This is a genomic window from Litorihabitans aurantiacus (genome assembly GCF_030161595.1).
Classification (GTDB): domain Bacteria; phylum Actinomycetota; class Actinomycetes; order Actinomycetales; family Beutenbergiaceae; genus Litorihabitans; species Litorihabitans aurantiacus.
On sequence record NZ_BSUM01000001.1, the window covers coordinates 2277850 to 2304467 of the forward strand.

Consider the following 26618-nt stretch of genomic DNA (forward strand, 5'->3'; position numbering starts at 1 on the left):
GGGCGAGGTACTCCAGACGTCCGCGAGGTACTTTCGGGCATGCTCACGGCCGGATCGACGATCGTCGGCCGGGGTGCGCCCGGCATCGCTGTCGCTGTCGCCGTGGTCGTCGCTGCCGTCGCGGCCTCGTGCTCCGGTCCGGCAGCACCCCAGCCGTTCGCGGTCCACGCGCCAGGTCCGGTCGTCGCCGACGCGGAGATCTCCGGCGTCCTGCAGCTGACCGACGGCTGCCTCACCGTCGGCGGCTACCCGCTCTCGCTGGTCGAGTCGGCGGTCTGGGACGCTCGAGGCGGCTTCCTCACGCTCGAGGGTGAGGACCACGCCGTCGGGAGCGAGGTGTCGTGGGGCGGTGCGTACAGCGACGCCTCCGCCGTCGCCAACCTGCCTGCAGGCTGTACGGGCGAGGAGGTCGCGACGGTCCACGCCGTCGGGCCCTAGTTCTCGCCGGCCCGACGGCGCGTCCCGAGGTCGCTAGTTGCGCGGCGTCGTCATCGCGGCGACGTCGAGCGCGACGTCGAGCTGCTCGGTCGTGACCTCGCCCCGCTCGACGTAGCCGAGGTCGATGACGGCCTCACGGATCGTGATGCCCTTCTTCACCGAGTGCTTGGCGATCGCGGCGGCGGCCTCGTAGCCGATGACGCGGTTGAGCGGCGTGACGATCGACGGCGAGGACTCCGCCAGCTCCCGGCAGCGCTCGACGTTCGCGGTGATCCCGTCGACGCAGCGCTCGGCGAGGACGCGCGAGACGTTGCCGAGCAGGGTGATCGACTCGAGCAGGTTGCGCGCCATCACGGGCAGCATGACGTTCAGCTCGAACAGGCCGGTGGAGCCGGAGAACGCGATGGCCTGGTCGTTGCCGATGACCTGGGCGCACACCTGCAGCGCGGCCTCGGGCAGCACCGGGTTGACCTTGCCGGGCATGATCGAGGAGCCGGGCTGCAGGTCGGGCAGCGCGATCTCGCCGAGGCCGGTGCGCGGGCCGGAACCCATCCAGCGCAGGTCGTTGCAGATCTTCACGAGCGAGACCGCGACGGTGCGCAGCGCGCCGGACGTCTCCACGAAGGAGTCCATCGCGCCCTGGGCCTCGAAGTGGTCGCGCGCCTCGACGACCGGCAGGCCCGTCTGCTCGGCCACGTAGCCGATGACCTTCTGCGGGAAGCCCGCCGGGGTGTTGATGCCGGTCCCGACGGCGGTGCCGCCCTGGGGCAGCTCGGCGAGCCTCTCGAGGGTGGCGCGCACGCGTGCGATCCCGTAGCGGATCTGCGTCGCGTAGCCGGCGAACTCCTGCCCGAGCATGACGGGCGTCGCGTCCATGAGGTGCGTGCGGCCCGACTTCACGACGCCCGAGAACTCCGCCGCCTTCGCCTCGAGCGAGGCCGCGAGCGTCTCCAGGCCGGGGAGCAGGACGTTCGTGACCGCCTCGAGCGCGGCGACGTGGATCGAGGAGGGGAACACGTCGTTGCTCGACTGCGAGGCGTTGACGTGGTCGTTGGGGTGGACCGGGCGTCCGAGGGTCCGGCTCGCGAGCGTCGCGATGACCTCGTTGGTGTTCATGTTCGAGGAGGTGCCGGACCCGGTCTGGAAGACGTCGACCGGGAAGTCGTGGTCGAGCTCGCCGGCGACGACGCGGTCGGCCGCCGTCGCGATGGCCTCGGCGACGTCCGTTTCGAGCACGCCGAGGTCGGCGTTCGCCCGCGCGGCCGCCTTCTTGATGTGCGCCAGGGCGGCGATGTGGTGGCGCGAGAGCGTCGTGCCGGAGATCGGGAAGTTCTCCACGGCCCGCTGGGTCTGCGCCGCGTACGTGGCGTCCTTCGGGACCCTGACCTCCCCCATCGTGTCGTGCTCGATGCGGTACTCGGTCTCCGCGGCCATGCGGGTGCTCCTTCGTGGGGTGGGGTCGTGGTGGAACCTCACCCAGTCTGCCAGGCCGGTGCCGGCCGACGGCTCAGCGCTCCCGCCGCGCGAGGGCGTCGATCGCCCGGCAGGTCAGCTCCATCTCGCGCTCACCCCCGTGGCCCTCGGACTCCACGACGTGCAGCTCGCTGCCCGGCCACGCCCGGTGCAGGCGCCACGGCGTGATCACCGGTCCGCTGATGTCGCGGCGGCCGTGGATCAGCACGCCGGGGATCTGCGCCAGCTCGTCGGCCCGGGCGAGAACGCTCCGGTCCCCCGCGAGGAAGCAGTCGTGGGCCCAGAAGTGGGTGACGAGGGTCGCGAAGTTCGCTCGCCCTCGCGCGTCCGCATGGAGCTGACCCGGCTGCCAGCCCGGGTCGAGCGAGACGTGCGTGGACTCCCACGCGTCCCACGCGTCCGCCGCCGACGCGCGAACGGCAGGATCGCCGTCACGCATCAGCCGCGCGTAGCGGGCGACGACGCGCTCATCCGCGGGCACACCGGCCGCGAACTCTCCCACGCCTCCGGGAACACCCGCCCGACCCCCTCGGTGATCCAGTCGATCTCCTCCCGCCCACCGGTCGTGACAGCGGTGAGCACCAGCGCCGTCACCCGCGCCGGGTGGGCCAGCGCGTACGCGAGGGCGAGGGTCGACCCCCACGAGACGCCGTGCACGAGCCACGCCTCGACTCCGAGGTGCTCCCGCAGCGCCTCGAGGTCCGCGATCAGGACGTCCGTCGTGATGGCGTCGAGGTTCTCGAGGTCGTCGATCGCCCACGGGGTGCTGCGCCCGCACCCACGCTGGTCCAGCCCGACGACGAGGTGCCGCTCCGGGTCGAACCGCCGCCGATATCCCCCCGGACCGAGGCCGCTCCCCGGCCCACCGTGCAGGTAGAGGGCAGGCCGACCCCCGGGTGGCCCGAGGCCTCCCAGAAGATGCAGGCGCCGTCGGGCCGATCGATCCATCCGTGCTCGAACGGCTCGATCGGCGGGTGCATCCGGGCACGCTACCCCGCCGAGAACGTCACCCGCCGCGTGGCGCGAAACTGCGACACGGACCAGGCCGGTGCCGGGCGACGGCTCAGCCGGTCGGGCGCAGCACGCCCTCCTCGACGGGGAACGCGACGGAGAAGTACACCTGCGGGGCCGTCATGTCTCCCCAGTCGTCCTTCTTCACCCGCAGCCCGTCGGCCGACACCTCGACGATGAGGACGCGCAACCACGTGCCGTCCTCGCGGCGCAGCTCGTACGGGTCGGCGAGGTAGGAGATCCCGAGGGCGTCTAGCGTCTCCTCGGCGGTCAACCAGTCGACCGGCCCCGTCCTGCGACGACCGAGGAGATCGACGACGACGAAGTCCTCCCCGACCGGCTCCATCCATCCCAGGAGCTCACGGTCGCCGGGACGACGGTGCTCGATCCATGCGCTGCGCATCGCTCGAACGTACCTCGGACACGACACCGCGTGCCGGGTGACCGTCCCGCCCCGCGCTCAGCCCTCGAGCCAGCGCCCGTACACCGCCGTGTCCTGCCGCTCGTACCCCAGGTGCGGGTACAGCGACGCCGCCGGGTTACCCTCGCGCACCATGAGCTGCACCTTGCGGGCGCCGGCCCGCGCGAGCCAGGTCTCCGCCGTCGTGACGAGCGTGCGGGCGAGGCCGGCCCCGCGCCGCGTCGGGTCGACCGCCAGGTAGTACAGCCAGCCGCGGTGGCCGTCGTAGCCCGCGAGGACCGAGCCGACCATCCGCTCGTCCTCGAGCGCGACGACGACGGTCGACGTCGGCCCCGCGATCGCCTGCGCGAGGTCGCGCTCGGGCGGGTTCCAGGGCCGCGTCAGGCCGCACCCCTCCCACAGGGTGACGACGGCGGAGCGCACCTTCGCCGTCGCCCCCTCCTCCAGGTGCACCAGTTCCATCGAGTCCCCCTCGACGGCCGACGAGACCGTCGGCCGAGTCGCTCAGCGCGGCGCGTAGGGCGACACCACGACCTCGACGCGCTGGAACTCCTTGACGTCGGAGAACCCGGTCGTGGCCATCGCCTTGCGCAGCGCGCCGATCATGTTCAGCGTGCCGTCGGCCCGCCCGCCGGGGCCGTGCAGCACCTCGCGCAGCGTGCCCACGGTGCCCACGCGCACGCGCTCGCCGCGCGGCAGGTCGGGGTGGTGCGCCTCGGAGCCCCAGTGCCAGCCGCGGCCCGGCGCCTCCGTCGCACGCGCGAGCGCGGCCCCGAGCATCACGGCGTCGGCGCCGCACGCGATCGCCTTGACCAGGTCGCCGCTGCGCCCGACGCTGCCGTCCGCGATCACGTGCACGTACCGGCCGCCGGACTCGTCGAGGTAGTCGCGGCGCGCAGCCGCGACGTCGGCGACCGCCGTCGCCATCGGGGCGTGGATTCCGAGGCTCGTGCGGGTGGTGTTGGCCGCTCCCCCGCCGAAACCGACGAGCACGCCCGCCGCACCGGTGCGCATCAGGTGCAGCGCGGCGGTGTAGGTGGCGGCGCCGCCGACGATCACCGGCACGTCGAGCTCGTAGATGAAGCGCTTGAGGTTCAGCGGCTCCGCCTCGGAGGAGACGTGCTCGGCCGAGACGGTCGTGCCGCGGATGACGAAGAGGTCGACGCCGGCCGCCACCACGGTGCGCCAGTGCTCCTGCGTGCGCTGCGGCGAGAGGGCGCCGGCGACGGTCACGCCCGCCGCCCTGATCTCGCGGATCCGCTCGTGGATCAGCTCGGGCACGATCGGCGAGGCGTACAGCTCCTGCATCCGGCGCGTGGCGTCACCCGCGGGGATCGTCGCGATCTCCTCGAGCAGCGGCACCGGGTCCTCGTAGCGCGTCCACAGGCCCTCGAGGTCGAGCACGCCGATGCCGCCGAGACGGCCGAGCTCGATCGCGGTCTCCGGGCTCATCACCGAGTCCATCGGCGCCGCGAGGACCGGGACGTCGACCTGGTAGGCGTCGATCTGCCACGTCACCGAGACGTCGTCCGGGGTGCGGGTGCGCCTGCTGGGCACGACGGCGATGTCGTCGAAGGTGTAGGCGCGACGCCCACGCTTGCCGCGGCCGATCTCGATCTCGTTGCTCACGGTCACCCAGGCTACCGGCCGCGCCGACGACGGGCCGGGCGACGCCGCATCCACGGCAGATCCTGCGTCGATCCGCGGGCGGTACGCGGGTCGCGGGGAGGATGTCGGTCCCGGGTGGCAGGGTGGGGGCATGGCGACGAGCGGGTGGACCACGGGCAGGGTGCTCGGCTTCGACACGGAGACGACCGGGGTCGACGTCGCGAACGACCGCATCGTGACGGCGGCGCTCGTGATGCGCGAGGGGCTCGCCGGGCTCTCGCGGACCCGCACCTGGATCATCGACCCCGGGGTCGAGATCCCCGAGGCCGCCTCGGCGATCCACGGGGTGACGACGGCGTACGCCCGCGAGCACGGCCGGCCGCCCCGCGAGGTGCTCGAGGAGCTCGCGCAGGCCCTCGCCGGGGCGATGGCCGATGGCGTGCCGGTCGTCGCGTTCAACGCCACGTTCGACCTCACGATCCTCGAGCACGAGCTCGCGCGGCACGACCTGCCCACGCTGACCGACCGGCTCGGGCGCGCGCCCGGCCCCGCGGTCGACCCCCTCGTGCTCGACCGGGCGCTCGACCGCTACCGTCCCGGCAAGCGCCGGCTCGGCAACCTCGCGGAGCACTACGGCGTCGTCGCCACCGGTGAGCTGCACGCGGCCGACGTCGACGTCGACGCCACCCTGGACGTGCTCGGCGCCCTGGTGCGGCGCTTCCCCGAGCTGGCCGAGGTGCCGCTGACCGCGATGCACGAGCGCCAGATCCGCGCCCACCACGCGTGGGCCCGCGGGTTCAACGCCTGGCTGCGCGAGAACGGCTACGACCGCCCCCGGCCGACGGCAGCTGGCCGCTGCAGGGCGCCTACGCCCTGCCCGAGGAGGTGCTGGCCGAGATCGTGCAGCGGGCCCGGGCCGCGGCGACCGCCCAGCGCGTGGACCTGCCCACCGGCGCGGCCCCCGTGACCGCCACCGCCTGACCGCCACCGCCTGACCCCAACGCCTGACCGACGCCCTGACCGACGCCGCCTGACCACCACCGCCCGACCGCGCCTGCCGGGCCCGCGGCGGGCACCGCCGTCGATCCTCGCGCTCAGCGCGCCGCGGCGGGCCGTTCGTCCATCGCGACCAGCGTGGCCGCCAGCACCTGGATGCCCTGGACGACGTCGTCGATCTCGGTCAGCTCCTCCGGGCAGTGGCTCCGCCCGCCGACCGAGGGCACGAAGATCATCCCCATCGGGCCGAGGTGCGCCAGGTGCGCGGCGTCGTGCCCGGCCCCCGAGGGCACCGCCTGCCACGACAGCCCCAGCGCGTCCGCCCCGGCACCGATGAGGTCCTGCACGAGCGGATCCGCGCGGACGGGATCCTGGTCGCTGAGCCACTCCGCCACGAGGTCGACGCCGCGCGCCGACGCCTCCGCCCCGATCGCCTCGACCACGCGACGGCGCGCCCCGGTCAGCCAGTCCGCCTCGGTCGAGCGCAGCTCGGCCCACAGCCGGGCGCGGTCGGGCACGACGTTGAACGCGCCCGGCTCGGCCTCGAGCCGACCCACGGTCGAGACGCCGTGCACCGGCGCGCCGCACCCTCGCGCTCGATCGCGACGACGGCGGCCGCCGCGGCCGCGAGGGCGTCGTGCCGGCGGTCCATCGGCATCGTCCCCGCGTGGTCCGCCCGCCCCGAGAACCGGGCCAGCAAGCGGTCGATCCCGGCGATCGCCGTGACGACGCCGATCGCCGTCCCCGAGTCCTGCAGCACCGGCCCCTGCTCGACGTGCAGCTCGACGTACCCGTGCAGCGACCCCGGCGCCCACGCCTGCCCGACCGCCGCCGCCGGGTCGAGGCCGAACGCCGTCATCGCGTCCCCGAGCCGGGTGCCGTCCTCGCCGATCCGGTCGAGGTGGTCGCGCTCGAGCAGACCGGCGATCGATCGAGAGCCCAGGCACGAGACGCCGAACGGGTTGGCCTCCTCGCCGAGGAAGTCGACCACCACGAGGTCGCGGGCGAGCGGCCGACCGCTCTCGCGCAGGAGCCGCGCCACCTCGACGGCGCCGACCACGCCGACGATCCCGTCGAACCGGCCGCCGCCGTGCACCGTGTCGGTGTGCGACCCGGTCATGAGCGGCGGGGCCGACCGGTCCCTCCCGGGCAGGACGCCGACGACGTTGCCCGCCGCGTCGATGCGCGCCTCGAGCCCCGCGTCGCGCATGTGCGCGAGCGTCCACTGACGGGAGGCCCGGTAGGCGTCGGAGAACAGACGCCGGGTCCAGCCCGGCTGCGCGGACTCCGTGTACGACCCCGCCAGGTGCGCGATCGCGGCGGCCACCCGCTCGGGCTCGGGCGCCAGGAGGGCGGGGTCGACGAGGCTCACCGCGGTGACCGGCTCACGAGCGGCGCGGTGCCGACGCCCCGGCCGGATCCGCATCGGCACCGTCGCCGTCCGCCCCGTCCCGCGGCCCCGCCCCGTCGGCCGAGACCGACGCCGTGACCGCGGCCGGCCCGGCCACGCGGCTGTCGATCGCCGCGAGCAGGGCCGCGTCGCGCACCGCGAGCCGCCCCGACCCCGGCTGCACGAGCCGGACGACGAGCGCCAGCAGCCCGTCGAGCACCAGGGCGAGCGCCGTCACCAGCACGGCGCCCACCAGGACGCGGGTGTAGTCGTAGAGCGCGAGCCCGTCGAAGATGTACCGGCCGAGCCCGCCGAGGTTGACGAACGCGGCGATCGTCGCCGTCGCCACGACCTGGAGCGTGGCCCCGCGCAGGCCCCCGACCACGAGCGGGAGCGCGTTCGGCACCTCGACGCGCCACAGCACCTGCCACTGCGTCATGCCCATCGCGTTCGCGGCGTCGACGGCGCTGCGGTCCACGTTCGCGATCCCCGCGTACACCCCGGCGAGCAGCGGCGGGACGGCGAGCGCCACGAGCGCCGTGATCGGCGGGATGAGGGTCGAGCTCATGAGGAGCACGAGCAGCGTCATCAGACCGAGGCTGGGCAGCGCGCGCATCGTGTTGGCGAGTCCGACGATGATGCCCTCGCCCCTGCCGGTGTGCCCGATCACGAGCCCGAGCGGGACGGCGATGAGCGCGCCGACGGCCAGCGCCAGCACCGAGTAGTACAGGTGCTCACCCAGCCGCGCCGGGATGCCGGTGCTGCCGGCCCAGTTCGCGCCGTCGGCCAGGTAGGTGAAGAACTCAGCGAACATCGCGCGCCGCCTCTCGCAGTCGTCCGACCTCGGGGAGCTTCTGGGCGAGCGCGCGCAGGCGGCGCTCGGAGGCCCGCAGGCTCGATCCGCGGATCCAGGGGGTCAGGGCCCGGCCGATCAGGGCGATCACCCGGTCGAACACGATCGCCAGCGCCAGGATCAGCACGAGCCCGGTGAGGATCTGCTCGGGGAAGTCGCGCTGGTAGCCGGAGGTGAACAGCTGCCCGAGCCCACCGATGCCGATCACCGCGCCGACCGAGACCATCGAGACGTTGGTGACCGCCACGACGCGCGTACCGGCCACGAGCACCGGGATCGAGAGCGGGAGGTCGACGGCGAGCGCGCGCCGCCACGAGGAGTAGCCGATGGCCGTGGCCGCCTCACGCGTGGACGCGGGAACCGCGTCGAGCGCCTCGAACGTCGTGCGCACCGAGAGCGCCACCGTGTAGAGGGTCAGGGCGACCACGACGTTGATCGGATCGAGCACCCGCGTCCCGATCACGGCGGGCAGCACCACGAACAGCGCGAGCGACGGGATCGTGAAGATCGCGCTCGAGATCACGATGGCCACGGTGCGGCTGCGGCGCCGGTCGCGCAGCAGCAGGCCGATCGGCAGCGCCAGCGCGACCCCGATGACCGTCGGGACGACGGCGAGGTAGAGGTGGTCGAGCAGGTAGCCCTGCACCACCTCCCAGTTGCGTACTCCCCAGAGGTTCACGAGAGCGCGTCCTGCGTCGCGTCGGCCGGTGCCACGGGCGCGTCGCGGAGCACGACGTCGTCACCCGCCGCGTCCTTCTGACGCGCCAGGGCGGCGAGCACGTCCGGCGCGGTGACGACGCCGAGGAGGCGACCGCCGTCGTCGACCACCACGCCCTGCTCCGAGGGCGAGGACAGCACGGCGTCGAGCGACTGGCGCAGCGTGCGCTCCGGCGTCGTCAGCGACCCGAGCGGCGCGAGGGCGGCGGCGCCGTGCTGCGCCGCGAGCGTCTGCCGCGTGGCGTTGACCCAGCCGAGGGGGCGGCGGGCGTCGTCGACCGCGAGCACCCAGGCCCCCGCCGGCAGGGTCGGGAGGTTCTCGACGTCACCGAGGGCCACGGTCTCGACGTCGAGGACGGGCAGCCCGGCGGCGGGGTGGAACGACATCGCGCGGAACCCGCGGTCGCGCCCCACGAGCCCGGTGACGAAGTCGTTGGCGGGCCGCGTCAGGACGTTCTCGGGGGTGTCGATCTGCTGCAGCACGCCGCCGGTGCCGAACACCGCGACGCGGTCGCCCAGGCGCACGGCCTCGTCGATGTCGTGAGTGACGAACACGATCGTCTTCTTCAGCTCCGACTGCAGGCGGAGCATCTCGCGCTGCAGGTCGTCGCGCACCACCGGGTCGACGGCGGAGAACGGCTCGTCCATCAGCAGGATCGGCGGGTCGGCGGCCAGGGCCCGCGCGACCCCGACGCGCTGCTGCTGACCGCCGGAGAGCTGGGCCGGGTAGCGCGTGGCCATCTTGAGGTCGAGACCGACGCGCTCCATCGCCTCGAGCGCCGCGATGCGCGCCTTGCGCTTCGGCGTGCCCTGGAGCACGAGCACCGTGGCGACGTTGTCGACCACCGTCCGGTGCGGCATCAGGCCGGCGTTCTGGATGACGTAGCCGATCCCGAGCCGGAGCCGCGTGGGGCGCACGGTGCGGATGTCCTCGCCGCCCACGGTGATGACGCCGTCGGTCGGGTCGATCATGCGGTTGATCATCCGCATCGACGTCGTCTTGCCGCAGCCGGAGGGGCCGACGAAGACCGTGAAGGACCCGTCGGCGATCTCCAGGTTCAGGTCGTCGACACCGATCGTCCCGTCGGGGAACTGCTTGGTGACGTGCTCGAACGTGATCATGGGGATCCTCTCAGGCGGTGCCGCAGGGCACCGGGGTCGTCGACGAGGTCGGCCGGGGTGGTGTCGGACAGGTGTTCGTGCTGGGCGTGCCAGGTCGCGTCGCGCACGGCGCGCGAGGAGGTCGCGGTCGCGGCGATGGCGACCAGGGGGCGTACGCGCTCGATGACGTCGTGCGCCACCTCCCGGGAGTCCAGGGAGTGCAGCAGCTGCGCGACGGCGCCGTGCAGCCCGTGCACCCCGGCCCCGAGGCGCCGGTGCGTGCCGGGGGCGTCAGACGCGCCGGATGGGCCGGACGCACCGCGTCGCTCGATGTCGGCCGTCAGCGCGTCGGTCGCCAGGAGCGCCTCGATCGCCAGGAGGATCTCGGTCGCCTCCAGGGCGTCGATCGTGGCGAGCACGGCGGCGAAGGCCTGCGAGCTGTGGTCCTCCACGCCGTCGCCGACGGTCGTGCCCGCGGTCGAGAGCGGGTTCGCCAGGTGCTTGAGGCGCACCACGATCTGCGACGCGGTGTTGGCGAGGATGACCGGCGGCAGGAAGCCGCCGGTCGAGCTCGCGGCGGTGATCTGGTCCACGAGCGGCCGGTCGGACCGCACCCGCTGCACGAGCGAGGCGATGCGCCGCTCCGCCAGCATCCCGACGTGGGCCAGGACGAGGCGGGTGGACTCGGCCGCGATCGCGAGCTCGAGGACGGAGAAGTTGCCGGTGGGGCGCACCACGCCGGCCTCGACGTCGACCAGCGGGTTGTCGGTGGGCGAGTTCAGCTCGACGGTGAGGATCTCGCGCAGGTCGGAGGCCACCTGGTGCAGCACGCCGTGGACCTGCGGGACCGTGCGCACCGACAGCGCGTCCTGCAGCGACACGGTGGCGATCCGGCCCTGCGCCAGGTCCCCGCCCGCCGTCGCCTCGCGCACCGCGGCCGCCGAGGCCACCTGCCCGGGCAGCGGCCGCGCCTCGGCGACGATCTCGTCGAACGGCGCCAGGCTGGCGCCGAGCGCCTCGACGGTCATCGCCGCCACGAGGTCCGTCGAGCACACGAGCGTGTCCAGCTGCAGCGAGGCGAGGCAGGCCAGCCCGATCGAGGCGGAGTTGGCGCCGACCAGCGCGAGGGCGTCCTTGGGCCCGAGCGCGACGGGCGCCAGGCCCGCAGCCGCGAGCGCCTCGCCGCCGGGGACGCGCTCACCGCCGGGGCCGAAGGTGCTGCCGCGGCCCACGAGCACCGCGCCGATCGCGGCGAGCGGCGCGAGGTCGGCCGCGCCGACGGATCCGAACCGCGTCACGACCGGGGTGATGTCCGCCTCGACGAGGGCGACCAGGGCCTCGAAGGTGGAGACCGAGATCCCCGATCCGCCCTGCGCCAGACCGGCCAGGCGGGCCGCGAGGATCGCCCGCGACTGGGCGGGGCTGAGGGCCTCGCCCACGCCCGCGGCGTGCGAGGCCAGCACGAACTGCTGGAACTCCTGCTGCAGCTCAGCCGGGATCTCCTGGTCGCGCATCGGCCCCAGGCCCCGGTTGACGCCGTAGCTCGGCACTCCCGAGGTCAGGACGCTCTCGATCACGGCGCGGGCCCGCGTGAGGGTGGCGATGGTCTCGCGGGGTGCCCGGACGCTCGCCCCACCCACCGCGACGAGCGCCACCTCGCTGGGTGTCAGGCGCGCCGTCCCGAGCTCGATGACCGTCCGGCCGGCGGCAGCACCGTGCCCGGATGGACCGGCGGCGTGCGCGCCGCTCGGCCCACCCGGGCGTACCGGCTCCGCTGCGGCCGGACGGTGGTCGAGACTCATGTCAGCCGATGAGGCCCTTCTCCTCGAGCCACTCGCGTGCTGCGGTCTCGGGCTCGGCCTTCTCGTCGCCCGAGACACGCGTGTTCAGGGCGATGAGGTCCTCGGTGGTCAGCTCGGCCGAGAGCGCGTCGAGCACCTGCGTGATCTCGTCGGTCACCTCGTCCGCGTTCAGCACCGGCACGACGTTCTGCGCGGCGAAGTTCGCGTCGGGGTCCTCCAGGACGACGAAGCCCTCGGACTCGATCGCCGGCGTCGTGGTGAAGATGTTGGCCGCCTGCACCTCGCCGTCCTTGAGCGCCGCGACGGTGGCGGGGCCGCCGCCGTCGGCGATCGGGACGAACCGCACCGGCTCGAAGCCGTACACGGCGGCGAGCCCGGGCAGGCCCGCGGGACGCTCGGCGAACTCGGCGTTCGCGGCGAACGCCGTCTCGGCGTTGTAGGCCGCGAGGTCACCGATCGTGGTGAGGTTCCAGTCCTCCGCCGTCTCCGCCGTGACGACGACCGCGTCCTTGTTCTCGGCCGGCGCCGGCGTCAGCGCCGCGAGCCCCTCGGCCTCGAGCGCCGCCGGGAGCGCGGCGTCGATGTCCTCCGCCGACGTCGCGGTCGCCTCGGTGTCGAGGAACCGCAGCAGGTTGCCGGTGTAGTCGGGGATGAGGTCGATCGAACCGTCCTCGAGCGCGGGGATGTACGCCTCGCGCGAGCCGATCTGGAGACGGGTGTCGACGGTCAGGCCGGCGTCCTCCAGGGCGATCGCGTAGAGGTGGGCCACGATCTCGGACTCGGGGAAGTTGGCGGCGCCGACGGTGATGGAACCGCCGCCCGAGCCGGAGCCGGTGTCGGAGTCGTCGCCCCCGCCGCCGGTGAGCGGGTCGCCGCCGCCCGAGCAGGCGGTCAGCGTGAGGGCAGCGGCCGCCGCGATCGTGATGAGGGTCGTGCTCTTCCTGCGGGACATGGGTGCTCCTCGGTGGATGTGGTGCGTCGTGGTGGTGCAGTCGTGGTGGTTCGGTCGTGGTGGGTTCACGTGTGGTCGGCGAGTCTCAGGTGGTCCTCGCGGGCAGGTACCTCAGGAGCTCGATACCCATGATGTCCTCACACTCGGCCAGGGACACAGGATCCGTCGCCGAGCTCGCGAGGGGAAGGGTGGTCGCGTCCACGACCACGACGACGACCTCGAAGCCGCCGTCGCCCGCGTCCTTGACGGCCAGCGGGAGGCCGGAGTCGGCCCGCAGGATCGCGATCGTGTCGGGGTAGGTGGCCAGGCGCTCGCCGCCCGAGGTCACCGCCATGTACTCGTTGAGGTACGGGACCTCGACGTCGTCGACGCGGAAGGTGCCGTGGTCCCAGCCGCCGCGCGTCGCCGTGGGGACGGCGTGCTCGAGCGCCCCGCGTGCCACGACCCGACCGCCGGTCCGCGCCAGCACGGCGTCGATCACCGCGGCACCCTTGTTGCGTCGGCGCGAGTCGAGCTCCGCGGCCATCGCCTCGCCGAGGTCGAGGGCGATGGTGACGGCACCGATCGCGGCGTGCTCCTTCACCCAGTCGAGCTCGACGACGTTGCGCGCCGAGGCGATGAAGCCGCCGGTGCGCACCGAGATGTCGCGCAGCACGTCGTCGCACGTGGTGACGAGCCCGGTGCTCACGGACAGGAAGTGGCCGTGCAGGGCGCGGTTGCCGCCCGAGACGACCTGGGTCGTGGTGTAGCCGGGGCGTGTGGTGAGGCCCAGCGATCCCAGCTTGCCGGTGGGGTGCGCGCGGACGTCGCCCGCGGCGTCCAGCACCTTCACCCCGAGCAGGGAGGACTGGATCCAGCCGTTGACGGTCGTGGAGTACCCGTTCTGGCCCGTCATCACCGCGGTGATGGGGTGCTCGGAGACGCGCATCAGCTCGCGCAGCGCGTCGACGTAGTCGACCGGCCGGATCTCCCAGTTCTTCGCCGCCGGGGCGCCGATGGCCGCCACCGTCGCCACCCAGGAGTCCGCCGGCAGCTCGTCGACCCCCGCGAGCACGGGGGTGTTCACCGTGGTCGCGAGCCCGCCCATGAGCACGCCGTGGTGCTCCCAGCCGCCCCCGCCGCACGCGAACACGCCGCCACCCAGCACGGCGTGACGCGCGTCCCTGTCCGTCAGCTCACGCATCGCTGCCTCCCTCGCTCCGTCCGAACCATGCCACGGGGGACCGACACGTCTCCCCGCCCGCCGCCGCCGAGTCGGCCGCCTCGGGGTAGCCCGCCTGGGCGTGCCGCAGCACGCCGAGCCCGCTGTCGCCGTCGAGCGCCCGCACCAGGCGGTCCGCGGTGGCGGCCTCGCCGTCGGCCACGATCGAGACCCCCGCCGACTGCATCCAGCCGGCGTAGCCGCCGCCGCCCGAGTGGATCGCGACGAGGTCGGCACCCGTGGCGGCCAGCACCATCGCGTCCAGGAGCGGCCAGTCGGTCACGCCGTCGGAACCGTCGCGCATGCCCTCCGTGCCGATGCGCGGGTGCGTCATCGAGGCGGAGTCGAGGTGGTCGCGGGAGAACAGCACGGGCGCCGTCAGCTCGCCGTCGGCGACGAGCTCGTTGACCCGGAGCGCGAGCGCCGAGCGCTCCCCGTGCCCCAGCCAGCACGAGCGCGCCGGCAGCCCCTGCTCCGGCACGTGCGCGCGCGCCAGCGCGATCCACGCGGCGACCTCCGGGCGCCGCGGGAACATCGCGGCGACCTCGTCGTCGATGCGGTCAAGGTCGCGCGCGTCGCCCGACAGCGCGATCCACCGGAACGGCCCGATCCCGCGCGCGAACAGCGGGCGCAGGTAGCCCTCCATGAAGCCGGGGATCGTGAGGATCCGCTCCTCGGCGTCCGCCCGCGAGCCTCCGCCGTCCGGCACCGTGTCGTCGAGCGCGGCGATCGCCTGCACGCGCAGGTTGTTGCCGTTCTCGAACACCACGGACCCGGCCGCGGCGAACGCCAGCATCGCCTCGACCTGACGCGCGATCGAGGCGCGCGCGTCCCGCTCGACGCGTTGCGGGTCGCTCTCGCGGACGCTCGCCCACGCCTCGAGCGTGTAGCCCACGGGCAGGTAGCCGTAGCGGACGTCGTGCGCCGCCGTCTGATCGGTCACGACGTCGGGCACCACCCCCGGCGCGCGATGTCCTCGAAGACCTCGGCCGCGTTCCCCAGGAGCCCGACGGCGAGCACCTCGCCCGCCTCCCGGCCGCGGTCGAGCGCCGCGAGCGCCGCGGAGAGATCGCGCGCGACGACGTCGAGCCCGCCCGCGGCCCGCAGCCGCTCGATCTTGGCGGGATCGGCCTCGACGGTGAGCGAGGACAGCCCGAGGATCGCCGCACTGATCGGCTGCGAGGAGCCCATGCCGCCCATGCCCGCCGTGAGCATCCAGCGCCCGCGCAGGTGCTCCGGTGTGCGCCCACCGAAGTGGCGGGTGGCGACGGCGCCGAGCAGCTCGTAGGTCCCGGCGAGGACCCCTGGCGGCCGATGTACTGCCACGCGGCGGCCGTGAGACCGCCCCAGATCGTCCGGCCCTGCGCGTGGCGCTCGTAGAACCGCTCGGGTGTGGCCCAGGTGCCCACCGTGTTGTTGACGGCGGAGAGCACCAGCGGGGCGCCGTCGTGCGTCGGGAGGGTGCCGACCGGGAGGCCGGACTGCAGCACGAGGGTGTCGGAGACGTCGATCTCCAGCAGCGCGCGAGCGATGCGGGCCGCGGCGTCCCAGTCGCGGGCCGCCTTGCCCAGCGAGGCGTAGATGACGAGGTCCTGCGGCCGCTCCCCCACCTCCAGCACGTTCTCGAACATCCGCAGGAGCCCCTCGGCGCGCCAGCTGCGCGCGCGCAGGGTGGTGCCGCGGTGCGCGCGCAGCGGCTCGCGGCCGCCGGCGAGCAGCGGGCTGACGACGCTCACGCGGTCACCCCGCGACCGATCCGGCGCGGCGATGCGCCGACCTCGCGGCGGGGCACCGGCGTGCCCGGAGACCCGTCCCCATGCGGCAACGAGTACTGCAGGCCCGTCCGTCGTCGCAATCCCGTCCCGCTCGTCTCACGATGCGGACGCCGCCGAGGTGCCTCCGTGGCCGTCACAGGAGCTCCCCGCGACCGTCGCGCGAGGTGAGCCCCGCCGCCCGGGACCACACCAGCTCGCCGCGCGCGATCGTGTGGGTGACGACGACGCCGGGCCGCACGCCGTCGTACGGCGACCAGCCCGCGTTCGAGTGCAGGCGCGCCTCGTCGATCACGGCCGCGTCGTCGAACGCGAGGACGGCGACGTCCGCGTCCTTGCCGACCTCGAGCGACCCCTTGCGGTCCGCGAGACCGTAGCGGCGCGCCGGCGCGATCGTCAGCGCCTCCAGCGCACGGGTGAACGTCTCGGGCCCGCGGGCCATCGCCCCGCCGAGCGTCACGGCCGCGAGGGTCTCGACGCCGGGCGCGCCCGAGTGGTTGTCGAGGATGACCTCGTGGTCCTTGAGCGCGGCCGGCCACGGGGCGTGGTCGCTCGAGATGACCGGCACCCGCCCCGCGGCGACGTGCCGCCACAGGCCCTCCCGGTCCGCGCCCTCGCGCAGCGGCGGGTTGATCTTGAGCCGGCCGCGCCGCGTCGCGAGGTCGGCGCTCGTGAAGGTCAGGTAGTGGGGGCAGGTCTCGAACGTGACGTCGGCGCCCTGCTCGCGGTACCAGAGGGCGAGGTCCACGCTGCGGGGCAGCGAGAGGTGGCACAGGTGCAGCGCGCTCCCGGTGGCGGCGGCGATCTCCATCGCGGTCAGCGCGCCGAGCGTCTCCGCGACGGGCGGGCGGGTACGGGTGTGGGCCTGCACGTCCTCCGGGTCGCGGTTGGCCGCCTCCTCGGCGAGCAGGCCCTTGACGACCTCGTTGTTCTCCACGTGGGCGCAGAGCGTGCGCCCCGTGCCGGCGACGGCGGCCGTGACGCTCAGGAGGTCGCGGTCGTCGATGCGCGGGAACCGGACGGGATCGGTGTCGAAGAGGCTGACCTTGAAGCCGCGCACCCCGTCGTCCGCGAGCGCCTCGGCCCGTCGCCAGCCGCCCCGCGGCTCGAGCGTCCCCAGCAGCGCGACGTCGACGTGCGCCTGGTCCGAGACGAGGTCCTGCTTCGCCCGCAGCCGGTCGACGGTGTTGATCGGCCCGGTGGCGTCGAACGGCATCTCCACGATCGTCGTGACCCCGCCGGCGGCCGCGCTGCGCGTGGCGGCGCGCAGTCCCTCGTGCGTGTGACTCAGCGAGTGCACGTGGGCGTCCACGACGCCGGGGATCACGCGGTCCTCACCCACGTCGATCCGGCGCGCACCCGTGCGGTCCTCGTGACGGGTCGCCGTGACGCGGCTGATGCGCTCACCCGAGATCCACACCTCGCCGGGGCGCCAGGCACCGTCGAGCAGGAGCGTGCCCGCGACGACGAGGGTCGGGTCGGGCGAGGGCGCGGCGACGCCGGACGTCTGCTCGCTGGGGCCTGTCGGCACGGTCTCACCTCTCCTCGCGCGCGGCTCACGACCCTACGGGGGCCGGGGCCGCACGCCTAGGGCCTTCCTGTCCCAGGGCCCCATTTGATACAATCATCAGTACAAACCTGGGGAGGCTGACATGAGCTGGTGGTACTGGATCCCGGTCCTCTCGGTGTTCTGCCTGGCGCGGCTGTGGCGGGCGAGCGACACGCCCGTGATGTCGGACGTGCTGCGCACCTCCGAGCGCTGGCGGCTGCCGATGACGGCGGTCGCGCACGCCGACGCGGTGCGCCGCACCCGCCGCATCGCCGTGGGCGAGACGCTCGGCGCCGCCGTCGGCGTGCTGCTCGGAGGCGTGGGCCTCGCGCTCGCCGGTGGCGCTCCCGACTACCCCTACCCGATCCTGTTCGGGTTCGTCCTCGGGATGACGTTCGGCTCGACGCTGGGTGCGGCCGGCGCCGACCCCGCGCCTCCGGCCGACGCCCGGGTGGCCCACGCCAGGGACGTCTCGGTCGACGACCTCCAGCCGCGGTGGCTGACCGCACTGGTCTGGCTGGTCCCGGCCGGCGCTGTGGTGGCCACCGGGGTCGTCACCGCGATCCGCCCCGACCCGTGGCAGGCGCCGGGCAGCGGGGTCGCCGCGGTGGTCGCCGCCTTCGCCACGGTCGCCGGGCTCGGCCTCTTCGCCATCGTCCGCCACCGGGCGCTGCGCACCCCGCGAACGGCCCGGACCGACCTGGAGCTCGCCTGGCAGGACGGGTTCGTCGCACGCTCGGTGACGCTGGCCTCCACCGCCGTGCTCGTCCCCGCCCTGGCGCTCCTCGCGATCGCGATCGTCCCGGACGCCGCGGACGGTGGGCTGCCCTTCGCGGTAGTGATGCTCATCGCGCTCGGGCCGATCCTCCTGGCCCGTCCGCAGCGGACCTTCCGCCGTCGGCTGTGGGACGATCGCTCGTTCCACCTGACCTCCGAGGACCTCTACCCCGCGCTCCGCGGGACGTGAGCGACCTCGGCACGAGAGGCGCCTGCGCATGACCGCCGCGATCCGGATCGCCCCCGGCTCCGCCGTCCCCCCGTACGAGCAGATCCGGGCGCAGTACGCCGCCGCCGTCGCCGACGGCGCGCTCTCCCCGGCACCCGCCTACCGACCGTGCGCCGCCTGGCGCAGGACCTCGGGCTCGCCGTCAACACCGTCGCTCGCGCCTACCGCGAGCTCGAGGCGGAGGGTCTCGTCGAGACGCGCGGGCGGGCCGGCACCGTGGTGGCGTCGGCGGCGAGCGAGGCCGCACGGGCGGAGCTGGCCGCGCACGCGATCACCTACCTCACCCACGCCCGCCGCCTCGGTCTCTCCCTCGACGAGGCGACGGCGCTGCTGCGGGACGTCGCCCGCCGCTGAGCAGGGGAGGGACGAGAACGCCGGGTGCTGCTCGGGAGTGGTTCTCGAGCAGCACCCGGCGTTCTCGCGGGCGCGCGGGCGTCAGTGGCGCGAGTAGTTCGGCGAGTCCGCCACCATCTGGACGTCGTGCGGGTGCGACTCCTTCAGCCCCGCCGGGGTGATGCGGACGAACTTGCCGCGCTCCTGCAGCTCGGGGATCGTGCGCGCACCGACGTAGAACATCGACTGGTGCAGACCGCCGACGAGCTGGTGCGCGACGGCGGCGAGCGGACCGCGGTAGGGCACCTGGCCCTCGATGCCCTCGGTGATGACGTCGTCGTCGGAGACGTCGCCCTGGAAGTAGCGGTCCTTCGAGAAGCTGCGGCGGTCGCCGCGCGACTGCATCGCGCCGAGCGAGGCCATGCCCCGGTAGCGCTTGAACTGCTTGCCGTTGACGAGCACGAGGTCGCCCGGGCTCTCGTCGGTGCCCGCGAGCAGCCCGCCGAGCATCACGGTGTCCGCACCGGCGACCATGGCCTTGGCGATGTCGCCGGAGTACTTCAGCCCGCCGTCGCCGATCACGGGCACACCCGCGGCGCGGCACGCGCGGTAGGCCTCGTAGATCGCCGTCACCTGCGGGACGCCGACCCCCGCCACCACGCGGGTGGTGCAGATCGACCCGGGTCCGACCCCGACCTTGACCGCGTCGACGCCCGCCTCGACGAGGGCGCGCGCGCCGTCGAACGTGGCGACGTTGCCGCCGATGACCTGGACCCCGCGGGTGGCCGGGTCGGACTTGAGGCGGCGCACCATGTCGAGCATGAGCCGCGCGTGGCCGTTCGCGGTGTCGACGACGAGCACGTCGGCCCCCGCCTCCACCAGCGCGGTCGCCCGCTCCCACGCGTCGCCGAAGAACCCGACGGCGGCACCCACGACCAGGCGGCCCTCGGCGTCCTTGGTCGCGTCCGGGTACTGCTCCGACTTGACGAAGTCCTTCACGGTGATGAGCCCGCGCAGGTGCCCGTCGCCGTCAACGAGCGGGAGCTTCTCGATCCGGTGCTTCGCGAGCAGCGCCGCGGCGTCGTCGCGGGCGATGCCCACCGGGGCCGTGATCAGGGGCGAGGCCGTCATGACCTCGCGCACGCGCGCCGTCGCGAACCGCTCCCGCGGCACGAAGCGCAGGTCGCGGTTGGTGATGATGCCGACGAGCGCACCGTCCGTCTCCACCACCGGCAGGCCGGAGACGCGGTACTGGCCGCACAGGGCGTCGAGCTCGGCGAGCGTCGCGTCCGGGCCGATCGTGACCGGGTCGGTGATCATGCCGGACTCCGAACGCTTGACCAGGTCGATCTGACCCGCCTGGTCGGCGATCGGGAGGTTGCGGTGCAGGATGCCGACGCCGCCCTGGCGAGCCATGGCGATCGCCATCCGGCCCTCCGTCACGGTGTCCATCGCCGCCGAGAGCAGCGGGATCTTCACGGAGATCTCACGGGTGAGGCGCGACGTCGTGTCCGCGTCGCTGGGGATGACGTCCGTCTCACCGGGGAGGAGGAGCACGTCGTCGTAGGTCAGGCCGACGAAACCGAACTTCTCGTCGAGCGTCTGGGGGCGCCGAGCGGCGCGCTGTCTGCTGCGGGGACCGAGTCGGGATGAACCACGGATGCCATCGTACGCGCGCCCGCCGGCGCCGTCCGAGCCCTCACACCCCCGCAGGCGGGCCGCCGGTGCGCTCCGCGACCACGTCGACGGCCTCCGGGAGCGCGGCGGCCAGGGTGCGGACGGCGCAGGCGCCCGCCGACGACGCGACGTCACCGAGCCCCGGACCCACCAGGAGGAGGGCGTACGTGCCGCGGCGCACGGCCCCCTCGGCCGGGGGCACCGCGAGGTGCATCTCGACCACCAGGTCGACCGGCCCACCCCCGGCACCTCGCGTCCGGCCGACCACACCGCGTGGTCCACGACGCGGGTGCGCAGTCCGACCTCGTGCAGCGCGCCCGCCAGGGCGTGCGCCGCGACCACGTGCCGACGAGGCGCGACCACGAGGACGACGGCGGCAGCCGCCCCTGGCTGCGGCAGCGCCTGCGCCCGTTCCCGGACGACCTCGAGGAACGCGGCCTCCAGCACCGCCTCGGGGTCGTGGCCGGGAGCGTCGGAGCGCCCGGCCGCCGCCAGCAGCTCCATCGCCGGGCGGACCCGCTCGTCGTAGGTCCGCAGCGTCCCGACGTCCTCGACCGCGCACCGCAGCGCGGCGGTCAGCCTGACCGGATCGACGGTCGCGGCGACGAGCGCGACCGGATCGAGGTCCTCCGTGACGACACCGTCCCCCGCTGCCGGGAGCGGCGCCGCCCGCAACGCGACCCGCGCGGCGTCCGCGAGCGCGACGCCCTTGCGGGTGAGGACCCGCATCGCCTCGAGGCGCTGGAGGTCGGCCGGTGCGTAGCGGCGGTGGCTGCCGGCCTGGCGCTGCGACGGTCCGAGCCCGTAGCGGCGGTCCCAGGTGCGCAACGTCGACGCCGCCACCCCCAGCCGCGCGGCCACGGCTGCCACCGTGAGCGGCGCCTCGCCACCGACACCGGGAACCCCGGGCTGGACGACGGACTCGTTCTCGTGACGCTCGATCAAGGTGGCCCCCGGTCACGTCGGATCAGTGCTCGCGCAGTCTGACACCGATCGATCTCCTGAGAAAAGATGTGATCGATCACAGTACAAGACCGTTCACGAAGTGGACCTGAAGCGCTAGCGAGCCGCCAGCTCGGCCGCCCTCCAGCGCGGCGTCGCCCTCGCCTCGCGCGAGCACGAGTGCCTGATTCACGTTCGCCCACCTTGTGAACTGTTCTTGAACCGCTTGTGACTCACTTGTAGTGTGATCCGCAACACGATCACGGAAGTGCACTGCATCTCGAAGGGGCCGCGATGGCTGAGATCTCCCGTTTGCCCGGCCCGGTCATGGACCACTGGGAGTGGCAGTACGAGGGAGCCTGTCGCGAGGTCGAGCCGTCCACGTTCTTCCACCCCGAGGGCGAACGCGGTTCTGCGCGGCGCCGTCGCAGCGAGACCGCCAAGGCCGTCTGCGCCGCCTGCCCCGTGCTCGCGCAGTGCCGCGCCCACGCCCTGGCCGTCAAGGAGCCGTACGGCGTCTGGGGCGGCCTGTCGGAGGAGGAGCGCACCGCCCTCCTCGGCCGCGTCTACAACCGCGCGGTCTGAGCGCTCGGGCACGGCTGCCGCCCGGACGGCGGCCCCACCTCCCCGGACGCGCAGGAGCCCCGGTGCGACGTGCGCTCCGGGGCTCCTGCGACCGGCCGGCTCGTGCCGGCGGGCAGCTACTTCGTGACGACCGCGAGGACGTCGCGCGCGGAGAGGATCAGGTAGTCCTCGCCCGCGTACTTGACCTCGGTACCGCCGTACTTGCTGTAGATGACGACGTCGCCGACGGCGACGTCGACCGGGATCCGGTTGCCCGAGTCGTCGACGCGACCGGGGCCGACGGAGACGACCTTGCCCTCCTGGGGCTTCTCCTTGGCGCTGTCCGGCAGCACGAGGCCGAAGGACGTGGTCTGCTCGGCCTCGAGCGTCTGGATGACGATCCGGTCCTCGAGCGGCTTGATGGAGACCGACACGTCGGACCTCCCCTTCCGTGGGTGAACGATGCGGTGGACGGCCCCTCCGGACGTCTCCGCCCGCCGTCGCGGGGGTCGAGCGGTGTGTCCGTCGTGACCGGCTCCGGGGCGTGCCCGGTGCTGCGACCACTGTAGGAAGGCGATTAGCACTCGGTCAAGGCGAGTGCCAGCGGGTGAGCGCCGCCCGGCGGCGCGAGCCACCAGGGGTGGCGGCCGCGGGGCCCTCGTCTGCGAGGATCGGCGCGTGGATCCCGCCAGCATCAGACCGCTCGTCGACCCGGCGGGGTGGGCGCTCCTGACCCAGCTCCCGCCCTACGACCCCGAGCAGGCGCTCGCCCTGGGCAGCGCCCTGCGCGGTACCGGGCTCGACGCCGACCTCGTCGCCGCAGCCCTGACGCAGTCCCGGCTGCGGGCCCGCGCCGTCGGCAAGTTCGGCGACCTGGCCGCGGACATGCTCTTCACCCCCGACGGGCTGGAGCAGGCGACGCGGCTGAGCGTCGCCGCGCGGCACGCGCACCGCTTCCGCACCGCCGGCGCGACCCACGTCGCCGACCTCGGGTGCGGCATCGGGTCGGACGCCATGGCGCTGGCGGGCATGGGGATGCAGGTGCTCGCCGTCGAGCGGGACGAGGCGACGGCGATGGTCGCCGCGGTGAACCTGCGTCAGCTGCCCGAGGCGAGGGTCGTGACGGGGGACGCGCTCGCCGTCGACCTGACCGGGGTCGACGGCGTGTGGGCCGACCCCGCCCGCCGGACCGGTGCCGGGCGCCGGCTGCACGCGCTCGCGGACTACTCCCCCGCCGTCGACCGCCTGCTCGCCCTGCGCGAGCGGATCCCGAGCCTCGGCCTCAAGCTCGGTCCCGGACTCGCGCACGCCGACATCCCGGGTGACGCGCACGCGCAGTGGCTGAGCGTCGCCGGCGACGTGCTCGAGGCCGACCTGTGGTTCGGACCGCTCGCGCCCGAGGGGCCCGGCCGCTCGGCGCTCGTGCTGGACGCGGCCGGGACCGGCCACGTCCTCGGCGAGGCCGGCGACCCGTCCGCGCCGGTCGAGCAGGCCGAGGCGGGGCGCTCGGCGCGCACCTCTACGAGCCGGACGGCGCCGTCATCCGCGCCGGCCTCGTGGCGCGGCTCGCGCGCGACCTCGGCGGCCACCTGCTCGACCCGAGCATCGCGTACGTGACCGCGCCGACGCTGACCGCGACCCCGTTCGCGACGCCGTTCCGCGTGCTCGACGACATGCCGTTCTCGCTCAAGCGCCTGCGCACCTACCTGCGGGAGCGCGACGTCGGCACGCTCGAGATCAAGAAGCGGGGGTCCGCGCTCGACCCGGCGCGGCTCCGCACCCAGCTCGCGCCGCGCGGCCGCGCGTCTGCCACGATCGTGCTGACGCGCATCGCCGGGGCGCCGCGCGTGCTCGTCGTCGAACGGCCGTCCCCGACCGCACCACCGAAGGAGTCCTGATGGCGGCACCCCGCGAGATCCCGTTCGCGACGTCGCGTCGCGGCACGATCGGGCTGGAGTGGGAGCTCGCGCTGGTCGACGTCGACTCCGGCGACCTGCGCCAGGTCGCCGAGGTGGTGCTCGACGCCGTGCGCCCGGCCGACGGCGGGGAGCACCCGCACATCAAGCAGGAGCTCCTGCTCAACACCATCGAGATCATCTCCGGCGTGGGCGAGAGCGTGGGCGACGCGGCCGCCGACCTCGAGCACGCCATCGCCCAGGTCCGCACCGTGACGGATCCGCTGCGCGTGGAGCTCATGTGCGCGGGCACGCACCCGTTCGCCCGGTGGAACCAGCAGAAGGTCACCAACAAGCAGCGCTACGCCACCCTCATCGACCGCACGCAGTGGTGGGGCCGGCAGATGCTCATCTACGGCGTGCACGTGCACGTGGGCGTCGAGGACCGCGAGAAGGTCATGCCGATCGTCCGCGCGATGACGACGCTGCTGCCGCACCTGCAGTCGTTCTCGGCGTCGTCGCCGTTCTGGGGCGGGGAGGACACCGGCTACGCCTCGAACCGGGCGCTGATGTTCCAGCAGCTTCCGACGGCGGGGCTGCCGTTCGACCTCGCGACCTGGCCGCAGCTCGAGCAGTACGCGGGCGACATGCTCCACACCGGCGTCATCGACGCCTTCGACGAGGTGCGCTGGGACATCCGGCCCGCTCCCCACCTCGGGACGATCGAGGTCCGGGTGAGCGACGGGACGCCGTCGATCCTCGAGCTGCGCGCGCTGGCCGCGTTCGTGCACTGCGCGATCGAGCACTTCTCCACGATGCTCGACGACGGGCGCGAGCTGCCGGTGATGCCGCCGTGGTTCCACCAGGAGAACAAGTGGCGCTCGGCGCGCTACGGCATGGACGCGATCATCATCCTGAACGCCGAGGGCGACGAGGAGCTGGTGACCGACGCGGTCTCGCGGTGGATCGACGACCTCGCCCCCGTCGCCGACCGGATCGGGTGCCGGGCCGACCTGGAGAACCTGCGGGTCATCGCGCGCCGGGGTGCCTCCTACCAGCGTCAGCGCGCGGTGGCGCGGCGCTCGGGCGGGGCGCTGGACGCCGTCGTGAGCTCGCTCGTGCGGGAGATGCGCGCCGGCACCCCCTCTAGCCCTCGCGGGTCAGACGGAGACGAGGGAGAGCGGCATCGAGGAGTCGACCGCCAGGTCGAGCGGCGACGGCGCGACCCCCGCCCGCACCACGGCCGAGCCGAGCGCGGCGATCATCGCGCCGTTGTCGGTGCAGTACCGGATCGGCGGGATGCGCACCTGCACCCCCGCCGCCGCGCAGCGCTCGGCCGCGAGCTCGCGCAGCCGCGAGTTGGCCGAGAAGCCCCCGCCGATCACGAGCGTCGACACGTCGTGCTCGGCGCACGCGCGCAGCGTCTTGGTGACCAGCACGTCGGCGACGGCCTCGGAGAACGACGCCGCGACGTCGGCGGGCGAGTACTCCTCCCCCGCGTCGGCGCGGCCCTCGAGATAGCGGGCCACCGCCGTCTTGAGGCCGGAGAACGAGAAGTCGTACGGGTGCCGCGCGAGCTCGCGCCCCTTGGACAGCCCCCGCGGGAACGGGATCGCCGTCGGGTCGCCCTGCTTCGCGAGCCAGTCGACGTGCGGCCCGCCCGGGTAGGGCAGCCCAAGCAGGCGCCCCACCTTGTCGAACGCCTCGCCCGCGGCGTCGTCGAGCGTCTGGCCGAGCTCGGTGACGTCGGTCGCGATGTCGCCCACCAGCAGGAGCGAGGAGTGCCCGCCCGAGACCACCAGCGCGAGGAACCGCTCCGGGAACGCGCCGTGCACCAGCTCGTCGACGGCAGCGTGCCCGACCACGTGGTTGACGCCGTACAGCGGCACGCCCAGCCCGAGCGCGAGCGCCTTGGCGCCGGCGGTCCCCACGGTCAGCGACCCCACCAGCCCGGGCCCCGAGGCGACGGCGACGGCGTCGACGTCCGCCAGCGTCACCCCGGCCGCATCCAGCGCCGCACCGATCGTGGGACGCAGCGCCTCCAGGTGCGCGCGCGAGGCGACCTCCGGCACGATGCCGCCGTAGCGCGCGTGCTCGTCCATCGAGGACGCGGTCACGTCGGCCAGCAGCTCGCGGCCGCGCACGAGGGCGACACCGGTCTCGTCGCAGGTGGACTCGATGCCCAGCACCAGGGGTTCGCTCACGGCGAGTCAGCCTACTCGCCGCGCTCCCGCACCCCGGGTGCGTGATCACGGTCACGCCGGGGAACGCCCACCCCTCGCGGGTTGTTGCGACAACCATGACCACCACCACGCTCGCACCCGCCCTGGACGACGCCGCGCTCGACCTCCTCTTCCACGAGGCACGCTCGGTCCACACGTTCGCCGAGGGCGCGGTCGACCCCGCGGAGATCACCGCCGCCTACGAGACGCTGCGCTGGGCGCCGACGGCGATGAACATCTCCCCGCTGCGCCTCACCGTGGTCCCGGTTGGCGCGCCGCGCGAGCGCCTCGCCCGTCACATGGCCGAGGGCAACCGGGCCAAGACCCTCGCGGCTCCCCTGACGGTCGTGGCCGCGACCGACCCCGGCTTCCACACCCGGCTCGACACGCTCGCCCCCACGCGCACCGGGCTCGCCGAGCGGCTCGAGACGCAGCCCGAGCAGCGCGCGGAGATGGCCCGCACCAACGGGCTCCTGCAGGTCGGGTACCTGCTGCTCGCGCTGCGTGCCCGCGGTCTCGCCGTCGGGCCGATGGGCGGGTTCGACGCCGACGCGCTCGACGCCGACCTGCACGCCGCGTCCGGCTGGCGCTCGCTCCTGGTCGTCAACGTCGGCCGCGCCGCCGCTCCGGACGGGACGCACCCGCGCGCGGGCCGTCTGAGCGCGGACGACGTCGTCGTCACGCTCGGCTGAGCG

Annotated in this window: 27 protein-coding genes and 3 pseudogenes; 9 read left to right on the plus strand and 21 right to left on the minus strand. The window is 74.1% G+C overall.

The genetic code is table 11. The features are described from left to right. Nucleotides 1-39 precede the first annotated feature (39 nt). Nucleotides 40-438 carry a hypothetical protein gene (locus QQK22_RS10740; RefSeq protein WP_284250932.1) on the plus strand — a complete coding sequence of 133 codons (399 nt, stop codon included), beginning with the start codon at nt 40-42 and terminating at the stop codon, nt 436-438. 33 nt (nt 439-471) lie between these two features. Here the strand turns inward: QQK22_RS10740 and QQK22_RS10745 are convergent, their stop codons facing one another. The 6 genes from QQK22_RS10745 to QQK22_RS10770 form a co-directional block, all read right to left on the minus strand. Next, nucleotides 472-1872, minus strand: a complete 1401-nt coding sequence (locus QQK22_RS10745; protein ID WP_284250933.1) for a class II fumarate hydratase — start codon at nt 1870-1872, stop codon at nt 472-474. A 73-nt stretch (nt 1873-1945) separates the two neighbouring features. Beyond that, on the minus strand, nt 1946-2350 hold the full coding sequence (locus QQK22_RS10750; RefSeq protein ID WP_284250934.1) for an alpha/beta hydrolase family protein: 405 nt from the start codon (nt 2348-2350) through the stop codon (nt 1946-1948). Beyond that, complete coding sequence (locus QQK22_RS10755; protein ID WP_284250935.1) at nt 2350-2859, minus strand: alpha/beta fold hydrolase; 510 nt, start codon at nt 2857-2859, stop codon at nt 2350-2352. The genes QQK22_RS10750 and QQK22_RS10755 overlap by 1 nt, the downstream gene beginning before the upstream one ends. 115 nt (nt 2860-2974) lie before the next feature. Beyond that, nucleotides 2975-3325 (minus strand): hypothetical protein, encoded by a 351-nt coding sequence (locus QQK22_RS10760; RefSeq protein WP_284250936.1) that lies wholly within the window; start codon nt 3323-3325, stop codon nt 2975-2977. A gap of 57 nt (nt 3326-3382) precedes the next feature. Beyond that, nucleotides 3383-3805: a GNAT family acetyltransferase gene (locus tag QQK22_RS10765; protein WP_284250937.1), complete on the minus strand. Its 423-nt coding sequence runs from the start codon at nt 3803-3805 to the stop codon at nt 3383-3385. A gap of 42 nt (nt 3806-3847) precedes the next feature. After that, nucleotides 3848-4972: a GuaB3 family IMP dehydrogenase-related protein gene (locus QQK22_RS10770; RefSeq protein ID WP_284250938.1), complete on the minus strand. Its 1125-nt coding sequence runs from the start codon at nt 4970-4972 to the stop codon at nt 3848-3850. Between the two features lie 130 nt (nt 4973-5102). On the opposite strand from QQK22_RS10770, the gene QQK22_RS10775 reads away from it, so the two are divergent. Then, nucleotides 5103-5918: an exonuclease domain-containing protein gene (locus tag QQK22_RS10775; RefSeq protein WP_284250939.1), complete on the plus strand. Its 816-nt coding sequence runs from the start codon at nt 5103-5105 to the stop codon at nt 5916-5918. Between the two features lie 127 nt (nt 5919-6045). Here the strand turns inward: QQK22_RS10775 and QQK22_RS10780 are convergent, their stop codons facing one another. From QQK22_RS10780 to QQK22_RS10830, 12 genes and pseudogenes are all read right to left on the minus strand, one after another. After that, nucleotides 6046-6465 (minus strand): M20/M25/M40 family metallo-hydrolase, encoded by a 420-nt coding sequence (locus QQK22_RS10780; RefSeq protein ID WP_284250940.1) that lies wholly within the window; start codon nt 6463-6465, stop codon nt 6046-6048. After that, the gene (locus QQK22_RS10785) at nt 6408-7319 is read right to left on the minus strand and encodes a hydantoinase/carbamoylase family amidase (protein ID WP_284250941.1); all 912 of its coding nucleotides are present in this window, start codon (nt 7317-7319) and stop codon (nt 6408-6410) included. Before QQK22_RS10785 ends, QQK22_RS10780 begins: the two co-directional genes overlap by 58 nt. A gap of 13 nt (nt 7320-7332) precedes the next feature. Further along, the gene (locus QQK22_RS10790; RefSeq protein ID WP_284250942.1) at nt 7333-8151 is read right to left on the minus strand and encodes an ABC transporter permease; all 819 of its coding nucleotides are present in this window, start codon (nt 8149-8151) and stop codon (nt 7333-7335) included. Next, nucleotides 8141-8869 (minus strand): ABC transporter permease, encoded by a 729-nt coding sequence (locus QQK22_RS10795; RefSeq protein WP_284250943.1) that lies wholly within the window; start codon nt 8867-8869, stop codon nt 8141-8143. The genes QQK22_RS10790 and QQK22_RS10795 overlap by 11 nt, the downstream gene beginning before the upstream one ends. Beyond that, a complete protein-coding gene (locus QQK22_RS10800; RefSeq protein WP_284250944.1) occupies nt 8866-10029 on the minus strand; it encodes an ATP-binding cassette domain-containing protein in 1164 nt (387 codons plus the stop codon). The genes QQK22_RS10795 and QQK22_RS10800 overlap by 4 nt, the downstream gene beginning before the upstream one ends. Further along, on the minus strand, nt 10026-11810 hold the full coding sequence (locus QQK22_RS10805; protein WP_284250945.1) for an aromatic amino acid ammonia-lyase: 1785 nt from the start codon (nt 11808-11810) through the stop codon (nt 10026-10028). Before QQK22_RS10805 ends, QQK22_RS10800 begins: the two co-directional genes overlap by 4 nt. A 1-nt stretch (nt 11811) precedes the next feature. Next, a complete protein-coding gene (locus QQK22_RS10810) occupies nt 11812-12762 on the minus strand; it encodes an ABC transporter substrate-binding protein (protein WP_284250946.1) in 951 nt (316 codons plus the stop codon). A gap of 85 nt (nt 12763-12847) precedes the next feature. Next, entirely contained in the window at nt 12848-13945 is a 1098-nt protein-coding gene (locus QQK22_RS10815; RefSeq protein WP_284250947.1) for an S-methyl thiohydantoin desulfurase domain-containing protein, read from the minus strand. Then, nucleotides 13938-14609: a urocanate hydratase family protein gene (locus tag QQK22_RS10820; RefSeq protein ID WP_431310191.1), complete on the minus strand. Its 672-nt coding sequence runs from the start codon at nt 14607-14609 to the stop codon at nt 13938-13940. Before QQK22_RS10820 ends, QQK22_RS10815 begins: the two co-directional genes overlap by 8 nt. 57 nt (nt 14610-14666) lie before the next feature. Beyond that, nucleotides 14667-15289: pseudogene (locus QQK22_RS19325) on the minus strand (urocanate hydratase); the annotation flags it as partial. 56 nt (nt 15290-15345) lie between these two features. Next, nucleotides 15346-15699, minus strand: a pseudogene (locus tag QQK22_RS19330) (urocanate hydratase); the annotation flags it as partial. Nucleotides 15700-15871: 172 nt separating this feature from the next. After that, a complete protein-coding gene (locus QQK22_RS10830) occupies nt 15872-17266 on the minus strand; it encodes a dihydroorotase (RefSeq protein WP_284250950.1) in 1395 nt (464 codons plus the stop codon). Nucleotides 17267-17387: 121 nt separating this feature from the next. Between QQK22_RS10830 and QQK22_RS10835 the strand changes: the two genes are divergently transcribed. Both QQK22_RS10835 and QQK22_RS10840 read left to right on the plus strand, forming a co-directional pair. Next, on the plus strand, nt 17388-18251 hold the full coding sequence (locus tag QQK22_RS10835) for a hypothetical protein (protein ID WP_284250951.1): 864 nt from the start codon (nt 17388-17390) through the stop codon (nt 18249-18251). 147 nt (nt 18252-18398) lie between these two features. Beyond that, nucleotides 18399-18644 (plus strand): GntR family transcriptional regulator, encoded by a 246-nt coding sequence (locus QQK22_RS10840; protein WP_431310152.1) that lies wholly within the window; start codon nt 18399-18401, stop codon nt 18642-18644. An 81-nt stretch (nt 18645-18725) separates the two neighbouring features. Here QQK22_RS10840 and guaB read toward each other — a convergent pair whose 3' ends face one another. Further along, entirely contained in the window at nt 18726-21245 is a 2520-nt protein-coding gene (guaB, locus tag QQK22_RS10845) for an IMP dehydrogenase (RefSeq protein ID WP_284250952.1), read from the minus strand. A gap of 291 nt (nt 21246-21536) precedes the next feature. Between guaB and QQK22_RS10850 the strand changes: the two genes are divergently transcribed. Beyond that, nucleotides 21537-21827 (plus strand): WhiB family transcriptional regulator, encoded by a 291-nt coding sequence (locus QQK22_RS10850; RefSeq protein WP_284250953.1) that lies wholly within the window; start codon nt 21537-21539, stop codon nt 21825-21827. A gap of 116 nt (nt 21828-21943) precedes the next feature. Here the strand turns inward: QQK22_RS10850 and groES are convergent, their stop codons facing one another. Next, a complete protein-coding gene (gene groES / locus QQK22_RS10855; protein WP_135848518.1) occupies nt 21944-22240 on the minus strand; it encodes a co-chaperone GroES in 297 nt (98 codons plus the stop codon). A 244-nt stretch (nt 22241-22484) separates the two neighbouring features. Between groES and QQK22_RS10860 the strand changes: the two genes are divergently transcribed. The 3 genes and pseudogenes from QQK22_RS10860 to QQK22_RS10865 all read left to right on the plus strand — a co-directional run. Continuing rightward, nucleotides 22485-23423 carry a DUF8688 domain-containing protein gene (locus tag QQK22_RS10860; protein WP_348525567.1) on the plus strand — a complete coding sequence of 313 codons (939 nt, stop codon included), beginning with the start codon at nt 22485-22487 and terminating at the stop codon, nt 23421-23423. Beyond that, nucleotides 23420-23704, plus strand: a complete 285-nt coding sequence (locus tag QQK22_RS18795; RefSeq protein ID WP_348525568.1) for a THUMP-like domain-containing protein — start codon at nt 23420-23422, stop codon at nt 23702-23704. Before QQK22_RS10860 ends, QQK22_RS18795 begins: the two co-directional genes overlap by 4 nt. Next, nucleotides 23704-24846, plus strand: a pseudogene (locus QQK22_RS10865) (glutamate--cysteine ligase); the annotation flags it as partial. The gene QQK22_RS18795 and the pseudogene QQK22_RS10865, both read left to right, overlap by 1 nt. 15 nt (nt 24847-24861) lie before the next feature. Here QQK22_RS10865 and tsaD read toward each other — a convergent pair. Next, nucleotides 24862-25905 (minus strand): tRNA (adenosine(37)-N6)-threonylcarbamoyltransferase complex transferase subunit TsaD, encoded by a 1044-nt coding sequence (tsaD, locus tag QQK22_RS10870; protein ID WP_284250955.1) that lies wholly within the window; start codon nt 25903-25905, stop codon nt 24862-24864. A 95-nt stretch (nt 25906-26000) separates the two neighbouring features. On the opposite strand from tsaD, the gene QQK22_RS10875 reads away from it, so the two are divergent. Beyond that, a complete protein-coding gene (locus QQK22_RS10875; protein WP_284250956.1) occupies nt 26001-26615 on the plus strand; it encodes a malonic semialdehyde reductase in 615 nt (204 codons plus the stop codon). Nucleotides 26616-26618: the final 3 nt, after the last annotated feature.

Coding starts and splice junctions, on each gene's coding strand:
- QQK22_RS10740 (WP_284250932.1), top strand. CDS start 40: ATGCTCACGGCCGGATCGACGATCGTCGGCCGGGGTGCGCCCGGCATC.
- QQK22_RS10745 (WP_284250933.1), bottom strand. CDS start 1,872: ATGGCCGCGGAGACCGAGTACCGCATCGAGCACGACACGATGGGGGAG.
- QQK22_RS10750 (WP_284250934.1), bottom strand. CDS start 2,350: ATGCGTGACGGCGATCCTGCCGTTCGCGCGTCGGCGGCGGACGCGTGG.
- QQK22_RS10755 (WP_284250935.1), bottom strand. CDS start 2,859: ATGGATCGATCGGCCCGACGGCGCCTGCATCTTCTGGGAGGCCTCGGG.
- QQK22_RS10760 (WP_284250936.1), bottom strand. CDS start 3,325: ATGCGCAGCGCATGGATCGAGCACCGTCGTCCCGGCGACCGTGAGCTC.
- QQK22_RS10765 (WP_284250937.1), bottom strand. CDS start 3,805: ATGGAACTGGTGCACCTGGAGGAGGGGGCGACGGCGAAGGTGCGCTCC.
- QQK22_RS10775 (WP_284250939.1), top strand. CDS start 5,103: ATGGCGACGAGCGGGTGGACCACGGGCAGGGTGCTCGGCTTCGACACG.
- QQK22_RS10790 (WP_284250942.1), bottom strand. CDS start 8,151: ATGTTCGCTGAGTTCTTCACCTACCTGGCCGACGGCGCGAACTGGGCC.
- QQK22_RS10800 (WP_284250944.1), bottom strand. CDS start 10,029: ATGATCACGTTCGAGCACGTCACCAAGCAGTTCCCCGACGGGACGATC.
- QQK22_RS10805 (WP_284250945.1), bottom strand. CDS start 11,810: ATGAGTCTCGACCACCGTCCGGCCGCAGCGGAGCCGGTACGCCCGGGT.
- QQK22_RS10810 (WP_284250946.1), bottom strand. CDS start 12,762: ATGTCCCGCAGGAAGAGCACGACCCTCATCACGATCGCGGCGGCCGCT.
- QQK22_RS10815 (WP_284250947.1), bottom strand. CDS start 13,945: ATGCGTGAGCTGACGGACAGGGACGCGCGTCACGCCGTGCTGGGTGGC.
- QQK22_RS10820 (WP_431310191.1), bottom strand. CDS start 14,609: ATGGAGGGCTACCTGCGCCCGCTGTTCGCGCGCGGGATCGGGCCGTTC.
- QQK22_RS10835 (WP_284250951.1), top strand. CDS start 17,388: ATGAGCTGGTGGTACTGGATCCCGGTCCTCTCGGTGTTCTGCCTGGCG.
- QQK22_RS10850 (WP_284250953.1), top strand. CDS start 21,537: ATGGCTGAGATCTCCCGTTTGCCCGGCCCGGTCATGGACCACTGGGAG.
- QQK22_RS10875 (WP_284250956.1), top strand. CDS start 26,001: ATGACCACCACCACGCTCGCACCCGCCCTGGACGACGCCGCGCTCGAC.